This is a genomic window from Bartonella jaculi, from assembly GCF_039543045.1.
Taxonomy (GTDB): Bacteria; Pseudomonadota; Alphaproteobacteria; order Rhizobiales; family Rhizobiaceae; genus Bartonella; species Bartonella jaculi.
Genome location: NZ_BAABIZ010000002.1, coordinates 77,546 through 103,986, shown reverse-complemented (window position 1 = coordinate 103,986; position 26,441 = coordinate 77,546). Strand labels below are relative to the sequence as shown.

14 protein-coding genes are annotated in these 26,441 nt (G+C 39.7%); 11 read left to right on the top strand and 3 right to left on the bottom strand.

What is annotated here, in order from left to right:
- Nucleotides 1-6: 6 nt before the first annotated feature.
- Nucleotides 7-4,653, bottom strand: a complete 4,647-nt coding sequence (locus ABD915_RS01540) for a translocation/assembly module TamB domain-containing protein (protein ID WP_345114193.1) — start codon at nucleotides 4,651-4,653, stop codon at nucleotides 7-9.
- A complete protein-coding gene (locus tag ABD915_RS01535) occupies nucleotides 4,653-6,614 on the bottom strand; it encodes an autotransporter assembly complex protein TamA (protein ID WP_345114418.1) in 1,962 nt (653 codons plus the stop codon). The genes ABD915_RS01540 and ABD915_RS01535 overlap by 1 nt, the downstream gene beginning before the upstream one ends.
- 403 nt (nucleotides 6,615-7,017) lie before the next feature.
- On the opposite strand from ABD915_RS01535, the gene ABD915_RS01530 reads away from it, so the two are divergent.
- The gene (locus tag ABD915_RS01530) at nucleotides 7,018-8,550 is read left to right on the top strand and encodes a YifB family Mg chelatase-like AAA ATPase (protein WP_345114190.1); all 1,533 of its coding nucleotides are present in this window, start codon (nucleotides 7,018-7,020) and stop codon (nucleotides 8,548-8,550) included.
- A 13-nt stretch (nucleotides 8,551-8,563) separates the two neighbouring features.
- Here ABD915_RS01530 and ABD915_RS01525 read toward each other — a convergent pair whose 3' ends face one another.
- Nucleotides 8,564-9,433 carry a transporter substrate-binding domain-containing protein gene (locus ABD915_RS01525; protein ID WP_345114187.1) on the bottom strand — a complete coding sequence of 290 codons (870 nt, stop codon included), beginning with the start codon at nucleotides 9,431-9,433 and terminating at the stop codon, nucleotides 8,564-8,566.
- Nucleotides 9,434-10,355: 922 nt separating this feature from the next.
- Between ABD915_RS01525 and gyrB the strand changes: the two genes are divergently transcribed.
- The 10 genes from gyrB (at nucleotide 10,356) to ABD915_RS01475 (ending at nucleotide 26,423) form a co-directional block, all read left to right on the top strand.
- Complete coding sequence (gyrB, locus tag ABD915_RS01520) at nucleotides 10,356-12,788, top strand: DNA topoisomerase (ATP-hydrolyzing) subunit B (RefSeq protein WP_345114185.1); 2,433 nt, start codon at nucleotides 10,356-10,358, stop codon at nucleotides 12,786-12,788.
- 117 nt (nucleotides 12,789-12,905) lie between these two features.
- On the top strand, nucleotides 12,906-13,688 hold the full coding sequence (ubiE, locus tag ABD915_RS01515) for a bifunctional demethylmenaquinone methyltransferase/2-methoxy-6-polyprenyl-1,4-benzoquinol methylase UbiE (protein WP_345114183.1): 783 nt from the start codon (nucleotides 12,906-12,908) through the stop codon (nucleotides 13,686-13,688).
- A gap of 2 nt (nucleotides 13,689-13,690) precedes the next feature.
- On the top strand, nucleotides 13,691-15,277 hold the full coding sequence (ubiB, locus tag ABD915_RS01510) for a 2-polyprenylphenol 6-hydroxylase (RefSeq protein WP_345114180.1): 1,587 nt from the start codon (nucleotides 13,691-13,693) through the stop codon (nucleotides 15,275-15,277).
- A gap of 69 nt (nucleotides 15,278-15,346) precedes the next feature.
- Nucleotides 15,347-16,744 carry a bifunctional phosphopantothenoylcysteine decarboxylase/phosphopantothenate--cysteine ligase CoaBC gene (coaBC, locus tag ABD915_RS01505; RefSeq protein ID WP_345114177.1) on the top strand — a complete coding sequence of 466 codons (1,398 nt, stop codon included), beginning with the start codon at nucleotides 15,347-15,349 and terminating at the stop codon, nucleotides 16,742-16,744.
- 443 nt (nucleotides 16,745-17,187) lie between these two features.
- Nucleotides 17,188-17,919: a sulfate transporter family protein gene (locus ABD915_RS01500; RefSeq protein WP_345114174.1), complete on the top strand. Its 732-nt coding sequence runs from the start codon at nucleotides 17,188-17,190 to the stop codon at nucleotides 17,917-17,919.
- A gap of 531 nt (nucleotides 17,920-18,450) precedes the next feature.
- Complete coding sequence (accD, locus tag ABD915_RS01495; RefSeq protein ID WP_345114172.1) at nucleotides 18,451-19,371, top strand: acetyl-CoA carboxylase, carboxyltransferase subunit beta; 921 nt, start codon at nucleotides 18,451-18,453, stop codon at nucleotides 19,369-19,371.
- A gap of 4 nt (nucleotides 19,372-19,375) precedes the next feature.
- Entirely contained in the window at nucleotides 19,376-20,695 is a 1,320-nt protein-coding gene (locus ABD915_RS01490; protein ID WP_345114169.1) for a bifunctional folylpolyglutamate synthase/dihydrofolate synthase, read from the top strand.
- A 43-nt stretch (nucleotides 20,696-20,738) separates the two neighbouring features.
- Nucleotides 20,739-21,737, top strand: a complete 999-nt coding sequence (locus ABD915_RS01485) for a complex I NDUFA9 subunit family protein (protein ID WP_345114166.1) — start codon at nucleotides 20,739-20,741, stop codon at nucleotides 21,735-21,737.
- 783 nt (nucleotides 21,738-22,520) lie between these two features.
- Nucleotides 22,521-23,918, top strand: a complete 1,398-nt coding sequence (gene ahcY / locus ABD915_RS01480) for an adenosylhomocysteinase (protein WP_345114163.1) — start codon at nucleotides 22,521-22,523, stop codon at nucleotides 23,916-23,918.
- 39 nt (nucleotides 23,919-23,957) lie between these two features.
- Nucleotides 23,958-26,423, top strand: coding sequence for a PAS domain-containing sensor histidine kinase (locus ABD915_RS01475; RefSeq protein ID WP_345114161.1), 2,466 nt, complete (start codon nucleotides 23,958-23,960; stop codon nucleotides 26,421-26,423).
- Nucleotides 26,424-26,441 lie beyond the last annotated feature (18 nt).

The following is a 26,441-nucleotide window of genomic DNA, read 5'->3' as shown; positions in this document are numbered from 1 at the left end:
CAATCCTTAATAGTCTCTTTCATAAAATAAGCCAAAACTAGAATTCTTTTCATTCCCTATGGCACCTTTAGCTTTGAGATGACGCGAAATATCCAAATTAATTGTTCCCTTCGTCGTCCCATTTGATCCCGCTTCAAAACCTAGATAAATGTTATTGTGTATGTAACGTCCAACACGCAAGCCCGTATTACCTTTTTCATCAACTATAACATCAAGATCATCAAGACCAATTTTAGTCCGTAAAGCGTTCAATAAGGATGTATTAGAAGCTCCTGCAAGTTCAGCTGCCGCCGCTGCAAGCTGCGCAATCTGAAAGGGTGATAATTCATTAAGAGAGCGCTTAAAAATCAAACGCGCTAAAACTTCATCCTGTGGTAAATTGGGTTGTGAAGAAAAATTAATATTAAGATTATCAATCGTTCCACTTACAGTTACAGTGACCCGAATATCACCGCTATTATTATTGGTTACAAAATAAACCGTAGGATTAAGATTACCGCTAAAACTCGCTTGACCTTGATCAAAATTAAGACGTTGTGAAAGAATATCAAAACGTCCACGAATCATCTTAAATTCACCAATTGGATGCACATCATTCAATGGACCTGCTAGGTTAATGCGTCCCCCCAGTTCAGCATCTAACCCTCGCCCACGCACAAAAAACTGATTGTGCGCCATAATACGCATATTCGATAGCACAATAGAGGGAGATTCTTGAGAGATACCACGATTTTTGTTCGTGATTTTAACATCAGCACGTTCGAGTGTTTTTTGAATCGGTTTGGTTAAATTCTTATTTTTAATATCAAGCAATTTCGCATTTTGAAAATGATCAGGAACAAGAACTTCAGCCTTTTCAACTGTAATATCACCACCAATAACAAGATTATCCCCAAAATGCCCCGTCATTGTCATCTTACCTGACAGCGTTGCAAGAATCATAGAACCGTCATTGTAATTGGCGTTATCGAGATTAAATACCAAATCTGGCTGTAGATCATTCGTAATATGCCCCGAAGCAGAAACTACCCCCCCCTCAGACGAAAAAGCAGAAGCTTTCTCTATAAGGATGTGATTGCCATTTAGTTTGCCTTCAATGGTTATATTATTTAGCCCTAAATTCGTTTTTGAATCGAAAAAGCTACCATTAACTATAGAAAGATCCCCTATTAACTGCGGCTGAGATAAAGTACCATTTAGAGTGGCATCAATTCTTGCTGTGCCCTTTAAATGCGCACCACGCTCAGCTAAAAATGGATCCAAAAAAGCAAGCGGCATTAACCCTTTAACATTTAATCCAACTCTTGAATCTTGCAGAGAAATAGGTCCACTTACAGAGAGATCTAGCTCCTTCTCTCCAGTCGCTGTAATACGCTCGATATGAAATGTCGATTTTTCATAAGAACCGCGAGCAGTCATATTTATCGATGCAAGCCCTTTATGTGTTGTAACGGTTAAGTTTTGGCTAGAAAGCTCAAAATGAGCAGATGGATCTTTCAATGTTCCACCAATATCAACCTTGCCCGTCACCATTCCACCAAGCGCTTGTTTTTCGATAAAACCGTTCGCTAAATGCGCAGGCAAATTTTGTAAATTGACATGCAAATCAAACTTATTTTCACCCAAAGACATAGCCCCACGCAGTTGCGCTTGCAACCCATCGCCGGTTAAATCTCCATTTAAAGTAAGATTTTGATCTACCATTTTACCTGTAGCAGAAAGTACAAAAGGCGTTATTTTCTTTTCTTGAAGAGCAACGGTTGTCAGCCCCTCACTTTTTATATCATAGGTCACAACAGGTTTTTTCAAACTGCCACGAATCATAATCTGCCCTGTTAAAGTACCAGCAGCTCCAAGATCAGGTTTCCACAGATTGGCCACAGTAACAGGAAAAGCATTCATTGTAAGATGCAGATTTAGGGTATCATAAAAATCACCCGCAAGTACAATCTTGCCTCCATTAACTGAAAGTCCCAATTCATTTATCACCATGCCATCTTTATCAAAAACAATCGTAGCCAATTTTGGCAATGTTGCGTGAAGATTAGATTGTTTCACATCCATGGTTTCAATCTGTATTTCTCGTTTTATGCCTTCTGAAAGCCCCATCGTAATCATATGACCAGAGAGCTGTACATTTGTATTATCATGCAACATTGTTTGAACAGTAAAAGCTGTTTGCCCATTTCTATCATTGGCGTGAGCCTTCAAACGATTAACCATCAACAAAGGTGTTTGAATATTCTCTGCATTGATAAAACCCTCAAGCTGGGGTGTGCCAAAAGGATCAAATATATCAGCTTTGACTTCCAACTTTTTAATTTTATTCTTTGCAAAACTTAAACGATCAACGTGGGCCTCCAGATTGGCTTTTTGACTGCCATTTTGCTCGTCAAAAAGAAAATCTCCTTTTACTTTTCCACCACCTTCCTGCAAAAATAATGCAGCAAGCACTGAAATATCATCAGCGTCAATATGCAAAGCGCCTTTCACAAAACCTTCAATTGTTTGAGAAAGATTACCGGTTATCTTGGCGTTCCCTCCCTTAATATGAATATCCTGAAGTTTTCGAAGCTGATTGGCTTCCTCAAAAGAAGCAGAGACATGCAGTGGTTTCTTAGCAAAAGTTCCTTCACCTTTTACAGAACCTGTTAAAGAAGTAATTGGCGATGTATTATCTACCAGTGTCTCCATAGTGAGTGTTGTGTTTTGAAGTTTCTTCCCCACTAAAAAGGCTTCAGCAACATGGGCGCTTGTTCTAAGCTTTATACGACTGTTTTTTCCTCTGGCAGTACTTTGAATTGTGAGCGCACCACTTATTCTCGGATCTAACATAGCGAGATCAGATACTTGAGCAAACAAGTCCATCTTAGCGCTCTCACTTGAAAAACGTCCATCAGCCTTTATGTTTGCATATTGATTTTTCAAATCCAAACGACGCAAAACAAAATCCGTTGTATTTCGAGCAACACCACCCGAAAGAGTAAGATTACCTTTCAATAAACGATCAAAAGGCTTCACGCCTATTTTCGTATCGTTAGCCATCCCTGATAATTCAAGATCAAAAGTGCCACTCATTAAACCAATCGTTCCTTTGGCTTTAATATCTGCGCTACTAGAAGGTAATTTATTACTCAACAGTCTTAAAAGAACGAATGTTTGTGCTTTTAAACCAAGATCACCCTTAAAAACAAAATGATCCATCTTTCCTTTTAACCAAGCAGAAAAACCCTGAGCCGTAACACTAAAATCATGAATCAAAACCGGTTTGCCAGAAACAATATCTGTATCCAGATGCACATGAACTGTTTGGCTTGAATCTTTTTCCAATGCGCTGTTAGCCTTTATAACCCCCTGAAGTGTCCCATTAACTTGGATACCGACATGACGAGAAGCTACATTATCAAGATTTTCGCTCACCCCCCCCATATCAAAAATTGCATCACGAATATGAACATTTTGATTTTTCAAATGATGCACAACAAATCGCCCACTCCAAGATTGTTGCCCTTCACGCCCATAATCAATGGTTAAAGCAAGGTTATCGGCACGCGTTTGTGCTTCTGATGCTGGTAAATGCGCAGACTCATTTTCCTTATCAAGAGCCATTTTTCCGTCAACAAAAAGCCGCCGTAAAAACCCATCTGCTGTTACTTCAGCATTAGCAACAACATTCATTGCTTTTCCCTGAATGACCATATGATCAAGGTGTGTTACGCCTTCTTTTGTCATTCTTGCTTCTGCTTGCAACGTTACATCAGATTCGAAAAAACTACGATATTGAGGAGGCATTAAAAAGCCAAGCGTACCTACCAGCTTAGTAGAAATACTATGTCCTTCTGAAATACTTGCAAGAATAACATTGCCATCTAAAATAGGGTGATGATCTGCCTCTAAATAAAGCTTGACAACTAAATCATCAAAAGTACCTTCACCTTTAATAGAAAAATTGACTGCAGAACTCTTTTCAAGGTTAAAAACATGAGTCAAAATGCCATTTTGCGGTTCATTGGCAGAAATATTAATTTTAGCTGTACGGTCGCTATCGGATATCTTTGTTAGAATAGAAAAAGAACCTGGTGCATCTAAACGATGCGCTGCTATATCAACATCAAAGTCATCATGAGCCAAAGTCAGATGTCCCTTTAAGGAGACATCAGTAGAAAAACCAAAAAGACTCTGTTCAAACGCCACACGCTCAGCTGTAAGCGTCTTGATAGAAAGAGTCAGTGGCAATTTTGGAAGAGAGAACTTTCCCGATTCAATGGCAGGAATAAGGGTAGAGCCATACGGTTTGCGTAAAAATGTAATCTGTTCTACCGAAAGCTCATTAATATCCATGCGCCCCTTAAGCAAAGCTAGACGATTCCAATCCATTTTAGCATTGGTAATTTTAAGCCAAACGCCCTTTTTATCACTAACGGTAATGGCATCAATCGACATTTGAGAAGACAATGTCCCCTGCATATTATGTAAACGAACTTGCCGATTAGGCGCTGAAAGTCTGCGTTCAATCAAAGAGACAAACCATGAACGATCATCCGCTGCGGCTTCGCTAGAAGTTATCTTGCCTCCTTTCGTAAAAACAAAAGTGCTTACCAGAAGAAAAAAAAGTCCAAATAAGAAAATCGATAAACGCACACTTTTTTTCATTAAAATGCTTGCCCTATACCCACATAAAAACCAATACGAGGATCACCTTTTTCCCGCTTAAGAGGAAAAGCTAAATCAACGCGTAAAGGACCAAGACCTGTCATATAACGCCCTCCAACACCAACACCCCATTTAATTTTTTGAGAAAAATCAAAACGCGCCTTTTCCCCTACGAGACCTCCATCAACAAAACTAACAAATCCTATCTTATCATTTAAAGAAAGGCGTAATTCTGCTGAACCCTCAACAAGTGCACGCCCCCCAATAATAGCATTATTTTCTGTTTTGATACCAATATTACGATATGCGTAACCGCGAACAGACCCACCACCACCAGCAAAAAAGAGCCTATCCGAAGGTACATATGCTGCATCGCTTCCAATAATCGTACCAAGCTTTGCTCGCGCTGCAAAAACAAAATGATCCTTTTCATCCAGCGCCCAATAAGAACGCCCTTCTAAAGTCATTTTTGTCACAAAACTGCTAAAACGCATTTCATAAAAAGGTTCAACAACCGCTTCACCATACAAACCTTTTGTCGCATTGAACTTATTATCACGACTATCGTAAATCAAACCACTTGGTAACCCAATTGTTGTAAAATTACGGCTCCCCAAATAAGCATTACGTGAATAACCATTAGAAACTTCTACAGCAACCTGTCCTGATAAATCATTATTAAAGATATGTGTAATACCCAATTTTCCTCTGATAGCTTTTGTCGTGTAATTGTCTAAGACATCTTGCTGCACTTTTAGTTCCGTTCTAAAGTCCGTATCAGGAGTCAATATACCGGGCTTTATAAATGTACCTCCAAAAAGATAATCAAAATTCTTGAAATTATACGATTGCTCCTTATTACTGCCGACACCACTTATTTTTGTCTCAATTTTAAGACGTTCTGCATGACCAAAAAGATTTTTATGCATCCAGTACGCTTCAAAACCCGCACCATCTAATGTCGAATAACTGCCACCAGCACCAAACCGTCGTGGTTTGCGCTCTTCTACAACAAGCGTAAGCGGTAAACTACCATCAGGATTAATTGTATCAGCCTCACGTATATTTACAGCACGAAAAACATCAAGTCGCGTAAGTCGTTCATTCGCTTTGACTAACGCGTCAGAATCGTATTTCTGGCCTAATTTTAATCCTGCCATCCATGCGATATAGGCTGAATCCACGCGCGGCTCCTTACTAATATTCCGCACCCTTAAAGGACCGTAATAAGCCTCTCGTCCAGGATCAATCGCTATCTGCGCATCAATGAGACGTGTAGCGTGATCCGCAATAACTTCACTATTAATAATTTTAGCTTTAGCATAACCTTGTCGGCGCCATCCTTCAATCGCCCATCTTTCTGCTTTAAGAACGGTTTCAGATTTGGCAACAGCCCCAACTTTATAGCCTAACTCTCCAATTGTGCGATTTTTATTGGTTTTATATTTCACAAATGGAGCAACTTTATCGATACCAGCAACACTAAAAATATATCGTGGACCAGCATCAATCATAATAACAATATTGGATTGTGCTGGAAGCTGAGTCACAGGACTCAAATCAGAGGCTTCAAAACCATTAATTTTAATACTAATAATACCACCATAGCGTCCATCAGCATAAAGAGCAGAAAGAATTGCTCGATAATCTGAACGGGCTTTAGCTAACAAACCAGAAGAACTAGATAAGGCTTTATCTTTATCAGCGACAAGAGAAGAAACAGCCTTAACTATTTTAATACCATCTGGCGGCGCCCCCGGTGATGCAATAACATCAACTGTATAAAATTTCTCTGTACTATTAACATCAAAAGAGGAATTTATTTTCTTTTGACCAAAAAGTGGAATGCCGAAAAATTCAAACGCTGCAAGCGGCTGTGGAAAAGCAAAAACGAAGCATAACCCCATAAATACACAGCGCACGATTCCTGATTTTAATAAAATCCGCGTTCGACATATCATCAAATCAGATACCTTTAGTACATTCACATCTTTACAAATAACATCAAACAAAAAAGATAAATATATCTACTTGCAATATTTCACACGTTTGCTCACACAAAACAACATCTTTGGCTTGAAATGCATAACGTCATCCTCCCCCTTATATTCACGAAATCCTGCACTGCTGTGCAACACAAACAGCTCCCATCTTTTCTCCTAGCATATTCATTTAGTGCATTATAAATGTTTTGTTTGGCCGCATATTATCATGGTTAAATTTGTGCAAATTATCATCCATGATTGCATTACAAAAGCTTGCACACGTATATAGATCTCTCACTCCCAAAAACCATATGGACACTTCTTGATTTTTATGTGCAGATGTGATTGTTTCTTCTAAGTCAAACGGGGAGGCAAGCTGATGATCGCACGTGTTACAACTGTTGCTTTTCGCGGTCTAGAAGCAGTACCTGTTGATGTACAGGTTATGATCTCCTCTGGTAAAATAGGAATGGCTATTGTTGGATTGCCAGATAAAGCAATTGCAGAAAGCCGTGAACGCGTGCAAGCAGCTCTCCATGCTTGCGGACTTTCTATGCCCAATAAACGGGTTACCATTAATCTTGCACCAGCTGATTTACCTAAAGAGGGATCACATTATGATTTGCCAATTGCTGTAGGCTTAATGCTTGCTATGGGAGTTCTTCCTCCTGACGTAGCACAAGATTACATCATCTTAGGAGAATTATCACTGGATGGGTCACTTACCGCCATCAACGGTGTTTTACCAGCTGCAATGACAGCTTTATCACTTGATAAAGGGCTTATTTGTCCCCATCAATGCGGACCTGAAGCGGCATGGGCAAACGCAGAGATGAACATTCTTGCACCTGAGACTCTTCTCACCATAGTTAATCACTTTAAAGGAACCCAAATACAAAAACGCCCACAACCGCGCCAATATACAATCCAAACTGAATTTCCAGATCTTTGCGAAATTAAAGGACAAAAAACCGCCAAACGCGCATTAGAAGTTTGCGCTGCTGGGCGACATAACATTTTGTTTGTAGGTCCTCCTGGTGCAGGAAAGTCTATGTTAGCTCAACGCTTACCTTCCATTTTGCCGCCTCTTGATAGCCGTGAGCTCTTAGATGTTTCTTTGATCGCTTCTATCACTGGAGAAACAGTCCATAATACCATTTCACTCCACCGCCCTTTTCGTGCCCCGCATCATTCTGCTTCCATGGCAGCAATGATTGGTGGTGGTCTTAAAGCACGACCAGGAGAAGTCTCACTTGCACATAACGGTGTTTTATTTCTTGACGAGTTGCCTGAATTTTCTCCGCAAGTTCTTGATTCTCTTCGTCAACCTTTAGAGAGCGGAGAATGTGTTATCGCCCGTGCTAACCACCATATTAGTTATCCCGCTCGTATCCAACTCGTTGCTGCAATGAACCCTTGCCGATGTGGTATGGCAGGCGAAAAAGACCATGTTTGTGCTAAAGGAATACGTTGTCAAATTGATTATCAATCACGCATTTCTGGTCCTCTGCTCGACCGAATTGATTTACGCATCGATGTCCCTGCTTTAACAGCTATGGATCTTATGCAACCAGAACAATCAGAAAAAAGCTGTGATATTGCAAAACGTGTTGCACGGTGCCGTGCTATTCAAACCAAACGTTTTGCTAAACTGGGACTTGACTATATTCGCACCAACGGCGATTGTCCTGCTAAAATCATCGAACAAATTGCCATTCCTGACAAAAACGCCGCTAAACTCTTAAGGGATGTGAGTGAAAAGATGCACCTTTCTGCACGCGCCTATCATCGCATTCTCAAAGTTGCACGCACTATTGCTGATCTTGACGAAGCAAACCATCTTTCACGCCACCACCTTGCGGAAGCTATTTCCTATCGATTGGGCACTGAAAGGTTAACAGTTCTTACCTGAAAACAAGTATGCGTCAATAAAAACTAACAGGAAAATAACGCAGATAAAGCTCCGCAAGTTTGCCATCATCTTCTAGAGATTTTAGAGCATAATTGAGTGTATCAACTAATTTTGCATTCTTTTTTGCAACAGCAAGCTGCATTCCTTGCCCCAATAGTTGTGGAGCCATATAAGTACCTCCAACAAAATGACAGCAATCAACGGACTTTGAATCGTTTAACCATAAAGATAAAGCAAATCCATCATCGAAAATAAGATCAATTTTATGATCCTGTAACGCTTTATAGAGCTCTACCCTGTCTTTAAATCCTTGCCCTTTAGCTTCAGGAAAATAACTATGAAACAACTTTTCGTGAGCACTCTTAAACAAGAACCCACTGCTTAAATGTGCAAGTTTATCACTTATTGGCTCATCGAAATTCATAAGTCGAGATGCAACAAACCGAGCGGGAAAGCGCAGATAAGTTTTTGTAAAAACAAGATCTTGACGCGTTTCGATCGTTTCTTTTAAACCAGCGATAATCACTTCTGCACCGCCATTTTTAACATGATCTACGAGTTCTTCCCAAGGAACAACTTCCACTTCACAGAATTTCTCAAGATTTAATTTTGCGCAAATAGCGCGCAACAAATCGAGATTATAGCCCGCAAAGCGTCCTGTTTTGTCAAGAAAATTAAAAGGAGGAAAATCAAAAGTTGTTACAAAACGCAAACGGGTTATACCCGTTGTATCAGGTCGTAGCAAATGCTCATGCGAATCAAAAAAAGAGGGGAGTCTCCCAGCTGTTTCAGCTTTTGCCAAGAATGGAAAGAGGAGTACCCATGCTATCAATAAGGCTTTCATAAGAGTATTTAACACATCTATAGATTTATTTATTTTCAAAATCTTTCCCCCCTCCTGATTTCTCAAAGTTAAAATGCAACTTGCTTAGTCACAATATTATTTAATGCACTTAACTAAAACATCTGGTACTTTCATAAATTAAAATGGCTGGTATGTTTTTAAACTGTCAAAAAACTGAAAAAAATTCCTATGTGTTTTAGGATACAGCGGTAATATCAGAATTTTTGCATAAATCTTCTCAAATCAAATAAACGCACAAAAAAAAGAAAGTAATAATGAAAGAAAGCGTTTTTTAGCACAAATGTAAAACTAAAGACTTTTGTGCTGTTATCAGTTTTATTTTATCTTAAATATCCTCACTGAAGTAAGAAAATCTCTTTTATCTTCCTTCTGAAAAACGCGTACAAACCACTAACCGTATATACTTCGAATGCTATTTCATAATTTTTAGAAAAATCCTCCTCTTGCCAACACCAAATGACGCAAAAACACATCATCCGTATCCGTTTTTAGGCATTATGCAAAAATAAGCAAAACGAACGGCATATTTTTACAAAGCTAATTATCGTATATCAAACAAAAAGGACGCCTATAAAAGACTTCGTTGGCTTTCTACAGAGTCTTACTCATCATAAGGAAGCAATAATATCTCATGCCTCTCGTAAGCGAAAAATCCACGTGGCTATTCGTTTCTTCTCAAAAATTAACAATCCATGGAAATGGCTTTTATCAAATTGCATTACGTTTCTCTAAATCCAAAATGCAATGTACGGTACAACATCATTTGCTTATGCAAAAATCATTCTCTCTTGAACGCCATTATATATTAACAGATGTTGAATATAAATCTGATATACGGTAAATGTTTAATGTGGTTATTCCATAAATAACTGGCCGAAATGTTAAGCGCACAAAAAGCTGATGAAATATTGCAAATTGAACACAGAAATGGATTAACTTTATGAGTGATGAAATAACTTCACCAATATGTGGTGATGAGTATGATGCCGCTTCCATCAAAGTTCTCAAAGGTCTTGATGCTGTACGTAAACGTCCTGGCATGTATATCGGTGACACCGATGATGGTTCAGGTTTGCACCATATGGTCTACGAGGTTGTAGACAATGCTATTGATGAAGCTTTAGCCGGTCATGCTACCCTTGTGAATGTCACACTTCATGCTGATGGATCTTGCTCTGTTCGTGACAATGGACGTGGAATTCCAACAGATATTCACCCAACAGAAGGCATTTCAGCAGCTGAAGTTATCATGACGCAACTTCATGCAGGTGGAAAATTTGATCAAAACTCTTATAAAGTTTCAGGTGGATTACACGGCGTTGGTGTCTCTGTTGTTAATGCATTATCGGTTTGGCTAAAACTGCAAATCAAACGCAATGGTAAAATTCATGAAATATCATTTACTCATGGAGTCGCTGACGCCCCGCTAAAAATCATTGGTGATTGCGATGCAGAAAGTGGAACAGAAATCAGATTTCTACCAAGCTCTGAAACCTTTACCATGGTTGAATTTGATTTTGAAACCTTGGAACGCCGCCTGCGGGAACTCGCTTTCTTAAATTCTGGCGTATATATTCTTCTTGTTGACGAACGCCATGCTGACATTAAATCCGTCGAATTACACTATGAAGGTGGATTAGTTGAATTCGTCAAATATATTGATCAATCAAAAAAACCGCTGTTGAACGATCCTATTTACATTGCAAGTGAAAAAGATGGGATGAGCGTTGATGTTGCTTTATGGTGGAATGATTCCTATCATGAAAAAGTCTTATGTTTTACCAACAATATCCCTCAACGTGATGGCGGAACCCACTTAATAGGTTTTCGGAGCGCTCTAACACGTCAAATTAATGGCTATGCTGAATCTTCAGGTATTGCAAAAAAGGAAAAAGTTAACCTGACTGGTGATGATTGCCGTGAAGGCTTAACCGCTATTCTTTCAGTCAAAGTTCCAGATCCAAAGTTTTCTTCGCAGACAAAAGATAAATTGGTTTCTTCTGAAGTGCGTCCTATTGTTGAAAATTTGGTGAATGAGGGGCTTTCGGTATGGCTGGAAGAGCATCCTAATGAAGCAAAGTTGCTTATTAGTAAAGTGGTAGAAGCTGCAACAGCACGTGAAGCAGCGCGTAAAGCACGTGAACTCACAAGACGAAAAGGAGCGCTCGATATCACTTCTCTGCCAGGAAAGCTTGCCGATTGCCAAGAACGTGATCCAGCTAAATCAGAAATTTTTATCGTAGAGGGCGATTCAGCTGGTGGTTCCGCAAAAAGTGGGCGTTCACGCCAAAATCAAGCGATTTTGCCCCTACGCGGTAAAATTCTCAATGTTGAGCGGGCACGCTTCGACCGCATGCTCTCATCTGAGATGATTGGAACACTTATCACCGCTCTTGGAACTTCTATTGGTAAAGATGAATTTTCACCGGATAAATTACGTTATCATAAAATCATCATCATGACCGATGCGGATGTTGATGGTGCGCATATTCGCACCCTGCTCCTTACTTTCTTTTTTAGACAAATGCCCGAATTGATTGAGCGTGGACATCTTTATATTGCTCAACCCCCCCTCTATAAAGTGACGCGTGGAAAGGCTTCTCAATATATCAAAAATGAAGCAGCATTCGAAGAATTTTTGATTGATTCTGGACTGGAAGAAACAACTTTAGAATTATCAACAGGAGAGATTCGTGCAGGAGCTGATCTGCGCCAACTCACCGAAAACGCTCGTGTGTTACGCCAACTTTTAAATGGTCTTCATACACGCTATGATCGCACAATTGTTGAGCAAGCAGCAATTGCCGGTATTTTTAATTCTGAAGCTCTTTCAACATCAGAAAAAGCACAACAAACAGCGGATAAAGTAGCCAAACGTCTTGATTTGATTGCTGATGATATGGAACGTGGTTGGAGCGGTTACAACACATCAGATGGAAGTTTGTGTTTTGAGCGCGTTTTACGTGGAGTTAAAGAGGTCATTACCCTTGATGCAGGACTTATCAATTCAGCCGACGCACGTCAAATTGATCGCGTTTCCCAAAATCTCATAGAAATATATAATATCCCACCTCTCTTACACCGTAAAGATAAGTCAGAGCATATTTTTGGACCCATGAGTCTTTTAGAAAGTATTTTTACAAATGGTAAAAAAGGCATCACTCTCCAGCGTTATAAAGGTCTGGGAGAAATGAATGCTGAACAACTTTGGGAAACAACTCTTGACCCTGATGGTCGCTCTCTTTTACAAGTCAAAATCAATGATGCAACCGATGCCGATTCACTCTTTTCCCGTTTAATGGGTGATGAAGTTGAACCGCGGCGGGCTTTTATTCAAGATAATGCTTTAAATGTTGCTAATCTTGATATCTAAAAGTACTCTTTTGTTTCTGGCTGTATAAACGTCACGGTTTTATACATTTCTTTTTCGTATTTGAACATTCCCTCTCCGCTTCATTTACGATAAAAGAAAATAGGAAAGGTCACATACATGGCAGCTGAAACAGAACGCGTAGGAGCCAAAGGTGGTATGGAGAGCTCTTTCGGCTTTAAAAGAGTTGATGAGGCGCAAAAACAATCCATGGTTGATGGCGTGTTTCACTCTGTTGCTGAAAACTATGATAAGATGAATGATATCTTGTCACTGGGGCTACACCGTGCATGGAAAAATTCCATGGTTGCATGGCTCTCTCCACCAGCACGTTCCAATTGGAAAGTTCTTGATGTGGCTGGTGGTACCGGTGATATTGCCTTTCGCATTCTTAATGCTTCACGCCGCAAAGCTCATGCTACAGTCCTTGATATTAACGGCTCGATGCTTAACGTCGGCAAAAAACGTGCACAAAAAAACGGTCTTGACCCTCTGATTGATTTCGTTGAAGCCAATGCAGAACATCTCCCCTTTGAAGATCAAAGCTTTGATGCTTACACTATTGCCTTTGGAATCCGCAATGTACCGCATATTGATCAAGCTCTTAGAGAAGCTTTTCGTATTTTAAAACCGGGGGGGCGTTTCTTATGTTTAGAATTTTCAAATGTCGAAGTACCTCTGCTTGATAAAATTTATGACCTTTGGTCTTTTCATGCCATCCCCAAACTTGGTCAAATCATTGCAAATGATGGTGATGCTTATCGTTATTTAGTTGAATCTATTCGCAAATTTCCTAAACAAGATGATTTTGCTCATATGATCAATCATGCAGGTTTTTCGCGGGTATCGTACCGCAATCTTACGGGCGCAATCGCAGCACTCCATTCAGGCTGGAAAATTTAAAAATGGTGCAAATTTCCACTTACTTTCAATTAATGCGTGCAGGATGGGTTCTAGCACGGGAAGGCGTTTTGAGTGCTCTGCCTCACGATGATCTTCAAGGATTTCCCGCATTCTTGCACCGCATGGCAAGAATATTAGAACGACGCAAAACCAAAAAGAAGCAGAGATCTGAAAATATTTCATATGCCATTAATAAACTTGGCCCTTCTTACATAAAATTTGGTCAATTTCTTGCCACAAGACCTGATATTGTTGGACGTAATATCGCAGAAGATCTGGCACAACTACAAGATCGTGTTCAAACATTTTCTTGCACTGCTGCCATTGCACAAATTGAAAGTTCGCTTGGTCGATCTATCAATGATTTATTCGTCAACTTTTATCCCCCCATTGCTGCCGCTTCTATTGCTCAAGTTCATCCAGCTGAATACTCCAATGAAAAAAGCCATATAAAAAAATGCGCTGTTAAAGTCATTCGCCCTAATATCAGAACGCGTTTTGCTAAAGATCTTAGAGGCTTCTATCTTATTGCCCATTTACAAGAACGTTACATTCCCGCTTCTCGACGCCTTCGTCCTGTTTGTGTTGTTGACACTTTAGCACAAACCACACGTATTGAAATGGACTTGCGATTAGAAGCAGCAGCGATATCAGAAATGGCTGAAAATATTCAACATGATGTAGGCTTTCGGGTTCCAAAAATTGATTGGGAGCGGACAGGACGCAACGTTCTCACAATGGAATGGATTGATGGCATAAGAATATCTGAAATTTCTGCTCTCAAAGAAGCTGGTTTCGATTTAAAAGCTTTAGCAATCACGCTTATCCAGTCCTTTCTTCGCCATACATTGCGTGACGGTTTCTTTCATGCCGATATGCATCCTGGTAATTTATTCGTGGACTCAGAAGGATGTATTGTTGCTGTTGATTTAGGAATTACGGGACGGCTTGGGAAAAAAGAAAAGCATTTCCTTGCTGAAATCCTTTACGGTTTTATTACCCGTGATTATTATCGAGTAGCATATGCGCATTTCGAGGCAGGATATGTGCCTCCATACCATAATATTGAAAGCTTTGCTCAAGCCAATCGCGCTATTGGTGAACCAATTCATGGACAATCAGCGCAAAGCATTTCCATGGCAAAGTTGCTCACACTGCTGTTTGAAGTCACCGAATTGTTTGATATGCAAACGCGACCTGAACTTTTATTATTACAAAAGACTATGGTTGTTGTGGAAGGTGTTGCCCGCACATTGGATCCAGATTTTAATATGTGGAAAGCCTCTGAGCCAGTCGTTAGAGAATGGATTGGCAAAAATTTAGGTCCCGTGGGAATTGCAAAAGACTTTAGTGAGGGAGCCCAAGCACTCCTTTCTCTGGCACGTAAAACACCGCAACTGATACAAAATTTCCAACGTATGGAAGAAGACCTTAATCAAATGGTAAAAACAGGATTTAATCTTTCTCCAGCTACTCTTAAGCAACTTGCTGTCGAGCAAAGCCGCTCTAACCGCTATGCTCGTTATAGTCTCTTTATCATTGCGCTTTGTTGTGTTTGTCTCATTTTTTATCTTTTTCGCCTTTTTTAATCTGCACAATATGCTAAAATATACCCATTATGCAATCATTGAAATCAATTTATTTCTTGAGTATATTTTATGGCAAGCATTACTATCCGTAATCTTTCATCTGAAGCCAAAGAAGCTTTGCGCATACGTGCCGCGCAAAACGGCATTTCTATGGAAGAAGAAGCCCGCCGCCTTTTAAGCAATTCCACTATTCCAGCCATACAACCATCTCAAGCAAGTGCTCTTGAAGCGCAATCATTGCAATCAAAGTCACTCCTTCTTATTATTGGGGGAAGTATTGCTGCCTATAAAGCGCTTGATCTAATTCGCCGTTTGCAAGAACGGGGAGCACGCCTAAATATTATTATGACAAAAGCAGCACAAAAATTTATTACACCTTTAGCAGCTGAAGCTCTAAGTGGTCGTACTGTGTATAGCGATTTATTTTCACGCCAAGAAGAACATGATATCGGTCATATCCGACTAGCGCGTGACGCTGACTTGATTATTTTAGCACCAGCTACAGCTAATCGTATTGCAAAAATAGCCTCTGGCATAGGAGATGACTTGGCCAATTGTGTACTTTTAGCAGCACGTTGTCCACTCTTGATTGCGCCGGCCATGAATCCCGCCATGTGGGCACATCCAGCAACTGTTCGCAATATCACGCAGCTTCACGCAGATGGCGTTCATATAGTTGGACCAGAAACCGGCAAAATGGCTGAGCGTGATGAAGCTGGCTGTGGACGCATGAGTGAACCTTTAACCATTGTAGCTGCAATAGAAACTCTTTTGCGTGTACATGTACAAGAAAAACCTCTTTCTGGCAGGCATTTTATTGTTACTTCTGGTCCTACCCATGAACCAATTGATCCAGTACGTTATCTTGCTAATCGCTCTTCGGGTAAACAAGGCCATGCCATTGCAACAGCTTTAGCCAATTTGGGTGCCAAAGTGACACTCATTTGTGGACCTGTTGATCTTGCTGATCCAAAAGAGGTAAAAACCATTCATGTTGAAACAGCTTGTCAGATGTTACAGGCTGTTCAAGCTGCATTGCCTGCCGATGGCGCAATTTTTGTTGCTGCCGTTTGCGACTGGCGCAGCCAAACGCAATCTTCACAAAAAATTAAAAAAAATGCCAATAAAACGCCCCCATCTTTGTATATGATCGAGAATCCTGACATCTTGGCAACTGTCGGACATGCTCCAAACCGCCCTCCACTCGTGATTGGATTCGCTGCTGAAACTTGCGACACCGTTGCCAATGCACAAAAAAAATGTATTGAAAAAGGCGCAGATTTTATTCTTGCTAATGATATTTCTCTGCCTGATGGTACAAGCGTTATGGGTGCTGATACAAATCAAGTTTATCTTATCAGCAGAGAAAATGTCGAACAGTGGCAGCACATGAGTAAACAACAAGTCGCGCAAAAATTAGCGAACTTTATTGTATCATTCTTCCACTCTCCCTCTCCTGCTCGTTAAAATTAGCAAAAAAACCTTTATTTCAATTCTTCAGAAAGTTGAACACTTCTAAATTAAACTGCATAAAATGAGAAATGAATCTTCCTCACTAAATCATGCAAAGTATTTGTGTACATAGATCTTGTTCGTTGAATAACCGCCTTTACACAAAGATCCATCTCCTTCACTCAAAAGAAATGAAAAACCTATGGGTAACACTTCAATCTTTTTGAAAAGAGTTAATCTTGATGATTTTTATGACCACAAGCACATGCTGTTTATTGCATTAACATGACAGAAAAATCTTATCGTGATTTTCTATAATGTTTAAAGAATAAAAATTCCTTTTCTTGGCTGTCTACCCTTAATCAATAAAATGATACGATCTATGAAACAAATGGATATTTAAAAGCACTTTCCAATCTATCTCTTGCTTTCACTGTTTTTTTCTTATTTACTTACTTATGATTTTTACTGCTGCCTATCGCGCTTTACAACGTCTTATAACTCCGCAATATCGATCTATGATATTGAAAGTATTTGGTATTACCTTTGTTGTGCTCACCATTCTATGGTTATGTGTGCGCCAGCTTTTTATATCCTATTTGTGGCCTTGGATTGCACATTTTCTTCCTGGATTACCAAGTTGGGCAGGATGGTTAGGATTTGGCATGTTCATCATTTTTAATCTTGGTTTGGCTTTACTGATGGCTTTTTTGATTGCCCCTATCACTGCTATGATCGGTGGCTTTTTTACTGATTCTGCTGCTGAGATTATTGAAAAAGAAGATTACCCAAACGAGCTTATTGGTCATGCTCTGTCGTTCGGGCGTTCTCTCATTCTTTCTTTTAAATTTGTTATTTTAAGCCTTTTGGGTAATATACTCGCTTTTATTTTGTTTTTCGTGCCGGGTATTAATTTAATCGCCTTTTATGTTATTAACGGCTACTTACTCGGTCGCGAATATTTTGTATTTGCTGCCTACCGCTTTCGCTCTGAACAAGAAGCACATGCTTTTTTACGCGTTCATTACGTAACGGTTTTTGGTGCGGGGTTGTTGATTGCGCTTTTTGTTTCAATTCCTGTTCTCAATTTAGCAACACCCCTTTTTGCAGCCGCCTTTATGACACACTTACACAAGATGCTTTCCCAAAAGGCATCATACGCATCACCCCCACATAACGGCACTCCTTAACTTCAAAGCGCGTAAGAGCGGGCACAAAGCGTACTTGATCCTTTAAAAGATCGTTTACCCCTTATCATCAGGAAAAATCCTTGCCTCTCTCTAGTGTTTTGCTAACATAATGTTATCGCATCCATTGTTTTTATAGACTATTTGGCCTTATTGATGTTTATAGTTATAAGGTTTTTTTGTTTCAGATTTATACTACTCGTGTTAACAGTTTGCTGAATGTTCGTTTTTTATCAGAAACAAATGGGGTGTTTGTCAACCAGCACAAGCTATGGGCTTTAATATCAAAGCAAACAATGAAAATTAATTAAAACTGCTAAAAAATTTGTTGTATGGAATACTTTGATTTAGATTGTTGTTGTAACATTAGCAGAACAAAAATTTAAAGGATAATAGGGTTAAAAGCTGTACGTACATAGATAAAAGTATTAAATGGGGTCTTTTTATTAACCGGCAAAGCGAATCTGTCTATTCAGTCCTAGTATTTCCTTGAATTGCGCAAAAGTGTATAATGTTTAAAGAGAGGCTATAAAGATGAACTGGATTACAAATTATGTGCGTCCTAAAATCAACTCCATACTGGGACGCCGTGAAATTCCAGACAATTTGTGGATTAAAGATCCCACCACTGGTGAAATGGTATTCCATAAAGATTTGGAAGTTAATCAATATGTAGTCCCCAATTCTGGTTATCATATGCGTATTAGTGCCAAAAATCGTCTCATGCATTTTTTTGATGATGGCATTTATACGCCTCTTGAAAATCCAAAAGTTGTAACCGACCCTTTGAAATTTCGCGATGAAAAACGTTACATCGACCGGTTAAAAGATTATCGTTCCAAACTTGGTGTCGATGACAATATTTTAAGCGCACGAGGTACTATCGAAGGTTTACCAATTATAGCTACCGTTCAGGACTTCGCTTTTATGGGGGGATCACTCGGTATGGCTTCGGGAGAAGCTATTATCAAAGCTTTTTATACTGCTATTGCTGACAAATGCCCTTTGGTTCTTTTTGCCGCTTCTGGTGGTGCACGCATGCAAGAAGGAACGCTCTCACTCATGCAGATGCCTCGTACAACCGTAGCAATTGAAATGCTGAAAGAAGCAAAGCTCCCCTATATTGTGGTTCTAACCAATCCTACTACCGGTGGTGTTACTGCTTCTTACGCTATGCTTGGCGATGTCCATATTGCCGAACCTGGCGCGATGATTGGTTTTGCAGGACCACGCGTGATTCAACAAACCATACGTGAGACCTTACCTGAAGGTTTTCAAAGCAGTGAATATCTGCTCGAACATGGCATGGTTGATATGGTTGTATCGCGTTTAGAAATGAAAGCTACTATTGCACGACTTTTACGTTTGATGATGAAATATCCTGCAGCTGTTAATCCCTCCAATCCATCTCCAACAAGCTCTCAAACATCGCTTTCTAAAACAGAAGCAGCTTAAGTTCATGGAAAAAAGCCAAGTACAAAGGATGGTAGATGATTTATTGAAAAACTATCCAAAGAAATTTGATCTTTCTTTAGAACGTATTTTCCGCCTTTTAGAGCGCCTTGGTAATCCCCATTTAAAGCTTGCGCCTATTATTCACATTGCTGGAACAAATGGCAAAGGATCTGCTTCTGCTATTTGTCGCGCACTTTTGGAAAGCGCAGGCTATCGCGTTCATGTCTATAGTTCACCTCATTTAGTGAACTGGAATGAACGCTGTCGATTAGGCCAAAAAGGAGGCGGCCAACTTGTCACAGAAAACCAATTGGCTGAAACAATTCATGAAATTATAAAAGTAAATCATCAAGAACCGATTACTATTTTTGAAATTTTCACAGCTGCTGCCTTTATGCTGTTTAGTACACATCCAGCAGATGTCGTGATTTTAGAAGTTGGATTAGGAGGACGGTTTGATGCTACAAATGTCATTAAAAAACCAGCTGTATCCCTTATTATGCCTATTGACTATGATCATGAGACTTTTCTTGGAAATACAATTGCACAAATTGCTTTTCAAAAAGGAGGCATTATCAAACCCGCTGTTCCAGTGGTCATTGGTAAACAAGATCATGATGAAACTCTTTCTGTTTTAACATCTATTGCTGATAAGAATAAAGCTCCTTATTCCCTGTTTGATCAAGATTATCAAAGCTATACAGAATATGGACGTATGGTCTTTCAAAATAATCAAGGTCTTATGGATCTTCCTCTTCCTAACCTTATTGGAGCTCATCAAATTGCTAATGCTGGAGCCTCTCTTGAAGCAGTGTATCGAGCAGGTTTTCAACTTTCCGAAAAAACGATAAGTCATGCTCTGCAAAATATTTACTGGCCAGCACGGATGCAACATCTTACCCATGGATATTTGGTTGATCAGCTATCCCCCGATATTGATTTATGGTTAGATGGTGGTCATAACCCTGCTGCTGGAAAAGTTGTTGCAGAAGAACTCACTAAGTGGAGAAAAAAATCAAACCGCCCTCTTATTATGATCGCTGGCATGCTCAATACCAAAGATGCTGTCGGTTACTTTTGTCCTCTAGCAAAACTCGTAGATAAAGTCTATACAATCCCATTGACTGAAAACAACGCAGGTATTTGTCCCACGATTTTAGCTGAATCCGCTCGAAAAGTAGGACTCCTTGCTAGCCCGCAAGCACATCTACAAGATGCTTTACAGAGAATTAACGCAGAGCATAGAGAAGCTATCGTCCTTATTGGTGGTTCCCTTTACCTTGCTGGCGATATTTTACGTGACAATAAAACACCGCCATGTTAGAAATTGATTATTCATAGAGCTTTGAAAGATAGACCTTTTTATCATGCAACTTGATTGTGCACTTTATCAGCATCCTAAACTTATTACTGTTTTCGGCGGTTCTGGCTTTGTGGGGCGGCATGTCGTTGAAGCTTTAACTAAGCGAGGTTATCGCGTTCGCATCGCTGTTCGTCGTCCACAAAAAGCCTATTATATGCTCCAAATAGGAGAAGTGGGACAAACCCAAATGCTCAAAACTGATGTCAAGCATCGTGCCTCTGTTGAACGCGCTTTGCTTGGTGCAGATGGCGCAGTATTTCTCCCTGGTAGCTTAACACAAGCAAATCAATCGGACTTTCAAAAGACACAAATTGATGGTGCAGAAAATGTTTCTGAATTAACAGCCAAAGCCGGTATTCCACTCTTTTATATGTCAGCACTTGTAGCCAATCAAAACGCTTCTTTTCTTTATGCACGTGTCAAATCTATAAGTGAGCAAATCGTTCATAACAAACATCCTCAAGCAATTATTATGCGTCCATCGGTTATCTTTGGGCCAGAGGATTGTTTCTTTAATACCTTAGCAAATCTATCGTGTTTTTTACCTATTATGCCCCTCTTTGGAGGTGGACAAAGCAAATTGCAGCCCGTCTATGTTGGTGACATCGCTGAATTTATTGTACGCGCTTTAGAAGGACAAGTTATCTCTGGAAAAACTTATGATCTTGGCGGTCCACAGATTATCACATTTCAAAATGCCCTTGAAAATATATTGAAAATCATTCACCGCAAAAAATTAATTCTCTCCATGCCTCTTTCTGCAGGAGTGTTGATCGGAAAACTTTTTGGAACTATCGGTAAATTGCCTCTCGTGCCAACATTGATAACAGCCGATCAGATACGCTTCCTACAAGTAGATAACGTCGTTTCTCAAGAAGCAGTAGAAAATGGATATACTTTAGAAGGTGTTGGTATTACCCCTAGAGCAATGACGGCCATTTTACCAAGTTATCTATGGCGATTTCGTCCACAAGGTCAATTTTCCAAAAATTTACTAGCTTAGCATATATTTTCCAAGGATATATTCAAGATATTGATTTTGAATGATAATTTTTTATATTGAGAAATTACCATAGCAAATAGAGTTACATTTTCTTATTCCAAACTCCTTCGTTTAGAACTATTTATTTGCACATCACAAGAAAGATCAACGTGTGGATAAAACTGTTTGAGAAAGAGCTTAGTATAGCACTTGTGAACTGTCTTAAATACAAAAGCAGATGCAACATTGGAAACTGGAAAATATAATAATGGTTCTGGTTTGTGCTTTCACAAGCGTAAAGATGGTAGTGTCCAATAATCTTGCTTTAGTACCCATTCATGGGCAGCGCTAAAATGCGATAAGGAGCGAAGTAAGATGTCTTTTTAAACAAGTGTGCACAAATGACAGTATGATGGCATATTGTTCTTGGTAGCACATATTTTTCGTGATTGAATTAATTTCTCCTTTATAAAAGGAAAAGAGTAGATGCATCGATGAAATTTATATGTCCTACTGTTTTTTCAGAATGCAGAACTTTATAATAAATTCTCTTTGTCACTTCACTCTTCTCACAGTTAAAAAACTAAAAAACCAATAAGCTTTATTTGCACAATAGAGTTTTTCATGAATCCTCTTTATACCCTGTCAGTAACGTCATTACTCACTTTGCAAATACATATCTGTTGCGTAAATTTATAGAGGCTTGAAAAGGATTTTTTCACAGAGAGAAGTCTTCCTATTGGCTTGCATTTTTTTTTGATTTCTCCTACCGTCTTGAAAAAACTGATTTTGAAGGAATAAAAAATGGCAGCCCAAGATTATGTTGTTAAAGATATTGCACTTGCTGCTTATGGTCGTAAAGAGCTTGATATCGCCGAAACGGAAATGCCCGGTTTGATGGCTTGTCGTGAGGAATTTTCTTCCCGTCAACCTTTGCGCGGATCACGCATTTCTGGTTCATTGCATATGACCATTCAGACAGCTGTTTTGATTGAAACACTGAAAGCACTTGGCGCCGATGTACGCTGGAGTTCTAGCAATATTTTTTCTACACAAGATCATGCAGCAGCGGCTATTGCAGCCACTGGTACTGCCGTTTTTGCGGTTAAGGGTGAAACACTTGAAGAATATTGGACTTATATAGATGCCATTTTCCAATGGCCTGATGGCAATCCCTCCAATCTTATCTTAGATGATGGAGCTGATGCCACAAATTATATTTTAATGGGAAGTCGTGCGGAAATAGATAAAAATATTCTGACTCATCCCAAAACAGAAGAAGAGGGATTTTTTTTCAAACAAATCCAAAAGCGTATGGATGCTACACCAGGATTTTTTACACGTCAGCGTACAGCAATAAAAGGTGTGAGCGAAGAAACTACAACGGGCGTACACCGTCTTCATCAATTACAAAAGGAAGGACTTTTGCCTTTTCCGGCTATTAATGTCAATGATAGCGTCACAAAATCAAAATTCGATAATAAATATGGATGTAGAGAATCACTCGTAGATGGCATTCGGCGCGGAACAGACGTAATGATAGCTGGAAAAACCGCCATTGTCTGCGGTTATGGCGATGTAGGTAAAGGTTCAGCAGCATCTCTTTCAGGTGCTGGAGCTCGTGTTAAAGTGACGGAAATTGACCCAATCTGTGCCCTTCAAGCCGCTATGGACGGCTATGAAGTGGTTACTTTAGATGATGCAGCCTCCAGCGCTGATATTATCATCACAACAACTGGCAATAAAGATGTTGTCCGCTTAGACCATATGCGGCAAGTGAAAGATATGTGTATTCTTGGAAATATTGGCCATTTTGATAATGAAATCGAAGTCTCAGCCCTTAGAAACTTGCCATGGACGAATATTAAGCCACAAGTCGATATGATCACCTTTCCCGATGGAAAACGCATCATTTTACTCTCTGAGGGGCGCTTGCTTAACCTCGGCAACGCTACAGGACACCCATCTTTTGTTATGTCAGCCTCATTTACAAACCAAGTTTTAGCGCAAATTGAACTCTTTACCCGTTCAGAACACTACAAAAATGAAGTGACTGTTTTGCCCAAACATCTTGATGAAAAAGTTGCACGTCTTCACCTTGATCGGCTAGGAATAAAATTAAGCGTTTTATCAGAAGAACAAGCTGCCTATATTGGAGTCACACCACAAGGACCCTATAAACCAGATCAGTATCGTTACTAAAACGGTTTCCTTGGGTTAAAAGAAAAAGGAAAACGCATCGTGCCTAGCTTTGGTGATTATGACCCCAAAGAAAACACTCAAAAAATGATCCGAATCTGTGTTGGTATTTTTTGCCTTCTTTTCCTTTTTTCTCCAACATGGGCTGTTGCTCAATCATTGACAATGCATTTACCATTCCACTTCACTTTACCCGACGGACCATGGCTTCTTTTCGCTCTTTGTGGAGGAATTTCTTGCGCCTCACTTCTCACTTGCATGACAATTATTACGCGTGCAAAAAAAGCTTCTCTAGAGCCCTTGAAGACAATTCAAGCAGACTTTTCTGAAAAACTTAAGTATTATGAATGGTTTTTAGAAGAAACTGGACAATGTCTTCTTATTTGGGAAGACCCAACTGCTTTACCACGTGTAGTTGGTAATATTCCCGCATTACAAAAAGTGGGAATTCATCAGCAAGATTTTCAGCGTTTTGAGCTCTGGCTTGAAGAAACCTCAAGCCGAGAACTTGACTACGCACTCACTCAATTGCTTTACAAGTCTTACCCTTTTGACCTCTCTGTCACCACCAAGAACAATATATTGTTGCAAGTTACAGGGGTCATCGCAGGAACAGCAGCCATCGCACGTTTTCAAGATATCTCAGCACAGCAGAACGAAAATGCGCGTTTAAAGAAAGATATCGCCCGAATCCTCATTGAGCTAAGAATGCAACGCAATCTTCTCGATCTTATTCAAGAACCGGTATGGATACGCGATTATGAAGGGAAAATTTGTTTTATTAATCGCGCCTTTAGAGAAATGACAGGTTTTCGAGAAGGTAGTAATGAAATCGTTGATCTTTTTAATGAAACAACACAACGCAAAACAGAGGAAGCAGAAACGATTTTTCAAGAGCACGTTCATACAGTCATTGATGGAGAACGGCACCATTTTCATCTCACACGTGTTACAACAGAAGAAGGAATGGCAGCTTTTGCTCGTGATGACAGCGCTTATGAAAATCTTACCAACGAAATGAGACGGATTCTTCAAAGCCATTGTGAAACACTTGACCAAATCTCAACGGCTGTAGCCATTTTTGATACCAACCAAAAATTAAAATTCTGCAATCATGCTTTTAAAATTTTATGGCCGTTAGAGAGTTCTTTTCTAGAAAGTGAACCAAGCCACACGTTACTTCTTGAACATTTGCGTGAAAAAGGGCTCGTTGGTCAACACCCTGATTGGCGCATGTGGAAAGAAGAACTTTTAAAAGCCTACCAACAAACAGAATCAAATCAACAGATTTGGAATCTCCCAGATGGGCGCACATTACGTGTTATTTCTAGTCCGCACCCACAAGGAGGTGTCACTTGGCTTTACGAAAATCTCACAGAAAAAATTGATCTTGAACGGCGCTATAATACACTCATTAAAATACAAGGCGAGACACTTGATAAACTTTCAGAAGGAGTCGTGGTTTTTGGCACTGATGGACGTCTTCGTTTATCGAATCCAGCTTTATCGAAATTATGGTCTCTCCCCTATAATTTACTGGTAGAAGGTACCCACATTACGCAATTACAAAGTCATTGTTCAACCTTAACCCTAGGAAAAGAATGGGATCAGTTTACCAGACTTATTACGGGTTTTGCTGAAAAACGTGATACATATTCAGGTCGTATGGATCTCAAAAATGGCACGATCATTGATTACACAGTGGTACCGCTTCCCAATGGACAGACAATGCTCACTTTCGTTAATGTTACGGATACTGTTCATGTTGCACGTGCTCTTCAAGAGAAAAATGAAGCCCTAGAAAAAGCTGATCATTTACGCAATGAATTTGTCCAACATGTTTCTTACGAATTGCGTACACCCCTCACCAATATTATTGGGTTTTCCGATATTTTGCGCGATCAAATTTTTGGCTCTATCAATGAACGCCAACAGGAATATCTTGGACATATCCATTCAGAATCAGGCGTTCTTTTAAATATTGTTAATGATATTCTTGACCTTGCAACCCTTGATGCTGGCATTATGGAGCTCGATATAAAACCGGTTAACATTGCCGATTCTATGGTGCACGCAGTAGCGCGGGTGGAAGAGCGCCTTAACGGACGCCATATTACGCTTTTACAACAAATTTCTCCTTCCTTAAATTTTATTTCCGCTGATGCAACACGTTTGCATCAAATCTTTGTTAATATTCTTAGTAATGCTATTAATTTCGCAACCGAAGCAAGCACAATTGAATTTTGTGCTGAAGAACAAGATGATAACATAGTCTTCAGTGTCCATAATGAAGGATCTGATATTCCAGCAGATATTCTTGAGCGCATTTTCAAACGTTTTTCTTCCCATGCACATAATGGTCGGCGTGCAGGAGCGGGTCTTGGTCTTTCCCTTGTTAAAAGTTTCGTTGAACTCCACGGTGGGCACGTTGAAATTCTTACCGGTACTGGACAAGGAACAACGGTTAAATGTTTTTTTCCAATTCCCAAAGGAGATAAAGTTTTTTAATCTCATTCTCTGTTATTA